This is a genomic window from Chitinophaga sp. 01L420 (assembly GCF_056399985.1).
Genome location: NZ_JBFTSK010000114.1, coordinates 1 through 2,557 on the forward strand (window position 1 = coordinate 1; position 2,557 = coordinate 2,557).

Sequence of the window (2,557 nt, forward strand, 5' to 3'; positions counted from 1 at the left end):
TGGCGGACTGGATCAAGTCGGTGAAAGAACAGCTGCGTGCGGTGCCTGATAAAGGCATGGGATACGGGATATTAAAATACCTTAACCGGGAAGACGGTTTACGGGGAACTACGCCATGGGGTATTGTTTTTAATTACCTGGGACAATTGGATAATGTAGTCAGGAACAAGGAATGGATGGGGAATGCAAAGGAATCGATGGGACGCAGTGTGGGAGATGATTACCGGGTATCGGATAAACTGGTGGTGAACAGCATGATCCGTGGGGGGGAACTGATATTGAACTGGAGCTATAGCAGTTTGCATTATGAAGAGGATACCATCCAGGCACTGGCCAGTGGGTATATATCGAAACTGGAGAAGCTAATTGCTCATTGTATAGMGCAACAACATAACGGAGTCGTATATACGCCATCAGATTATGGATTAACAGGAGAGGTAAGTTACCAGGAGCTGGATATGTTTTTATCAGAGTTGCATGATGGACAGCGGCGGGGAGATCAACTGGAAGGCCTGTACCGCCTGAGCGGATTACAGGAAGGGATGTTGTTTCACGGATTATATGATGACACTTCCGAAGCTTATATAGAACAACTGAGCTGCGACCTGATAGGAGCAGATGTAGGATTATTGATTGAAAGCTGGGAAGAGCTGATGAGGCGCCACAGCATTCTGCGTAGTGGATTTTATTATAATCGTTTCCGCGTGCCGGTGCAATGCGTTTATCGTGGAGTAAATCTTCCGGTAGAAGAACTGGATTACCGGGGGCTGGAACCAACCGCACGTGTGGCAGCAGTAGCAGCTTATGAGCAGATGGACCGTCAGAAAGCATTTGATTTTGCATCGGCGCCGTTGATGCGATTGGGTCTGTTGCGTGTAAGTGATGATAAGTGGCGGATGATCTGGACACATCATCATATGCTGCTGGATGGCTGGTCAGTGCAGGTGTTGGTAGGAGAATTATTGAGAATTTATGAGTCACTTACTACCGGTACAGCAACAACAGCTGCTGCGGCGACAGATAAATACGAAGATTATATCCGCTACATGGAAAGCCGTGACAAGGAGCAGGAAGAGCAGTACTGGCGCGGATACCTGTTGGGCATTGCCGGTGGCAGCCTGTTGCCGTTTGTCGGATCAGTAGCGGAGCGCAACAAAGGACTTGGTGTTTATAAAAGAGAAACACTTGTATTGGATGCCACGTTAACAGCATCCGTGGATCGTTATGCGCAACAGCACCGGATCACCGTAAACACRGTGATGCAGGGWGTGTGGAGTTACCTGTTGTCGCGCTATACCGGCAGTGACGCGGTGACTTATGGCGTAACCGTTTCCGGCCGTCCGGAAGGATTGCCCGAAGTAGAGAGCCGGGTGGGATTGTATATTAATACGCTGCCGCTGCATACGCTGATCATGGGAGATGAGCCGATAGAAACCTGGTTGTCCGGTATTCAGCAAGGTCAGTTAGTCTGTCGTGAATATCAATATACAGGGCTGAGCACCATTCAGCGGTGGGTGGGTATTACCGGCGATCTGTTCGACAGCCTGCTGGTATTTGAAAACTATCCTGTAAACAAGGTGATCTCCTCACGCCGCTGGGCATTGCAGGCGGGAGGTGTGCAGGTAAAAGAGCATACCAATTACGTGCTGAGTCTCTGTATAGTTGCTTCAGAAGAAATCAGCATTCAGTTTAACTATAACAGCAGTTTACTGGAACAGACATATGTGCAGATGATAACCGGGCATTTTGAAGAAGTGCTTAAACAGGTGGTGCTGGAACAATGCCACCTTGTTGGTGACTTGCAGCTGTTAACAATGCCAGAAAAAGAACAACTGTTATCTGCATTCAATAACACATCCGTCGACCATCCTGAAAGCAGGACGGTAGTGGAGCTATTTGAAGAACAGGTAGCCCGTACTCCCGATGCCACCGCTGTAATATCCGGGAATCAGGAGTTGAGTTACCAGGAACTGAATGAACGTAGTGATCAGCTTGCGTACTATCTAAGACAGCAGGGCGTTAAGGCAGACACATTGGTACCAATCTGCGTAGAACGTGGAGTGGATATGTTGGTCGGCATATGGGGCATCTTAAAAGCAGGAGGCGCTTATGTACCGGTTGACCCGGAATACCCTGCAGAGCGCATTCGTTATATATTGGAAGATACCCAGGCATCGCTGGTACTGAGCAGTGAAACCAGCGCAGATCGTTTACCCGTAACCGTAGGTTGCCGGATCGTCAGTCTGGATGGCGATTGGGATCGCATCAGCAGTGTACCGGACAGGCAGGCATTGGTATCCCCTGCGGCAGATCAGCTGGCCTATGTGATCTATACATCCGGCTCTACCGGTATGCCGAAGGGGGTGATGATCAGCCACGGCAGCCTGGTACATTATTTATGTAATCAGCAAACACAGTACACTGCTGATAGTCAGACAGACAAACCAGGCAGTTACCATCACCTGTCTTATACTTTTGACGCATCACTGACAGCACTTTTCCAACCATTGCTGAAAGGCAGGGCGTTGGTAATAGCGCCAGCAGGCCTCCCTGCTAC

At 49.2% G+C, this 2,557-nt stretch carries 1 protein-coding gene; it reads left to right on the plus strand.

The window, feature by feature from the left end; translation table 11 throughout:
- A partial coding sequence (locus AC1DP6_RS36355) for a condensation domain-containing protein (RefSeq protein WP_477059288.1) occupies positions 1–2,557 on the plus strand: 2,557 nt, incomplete at both ends.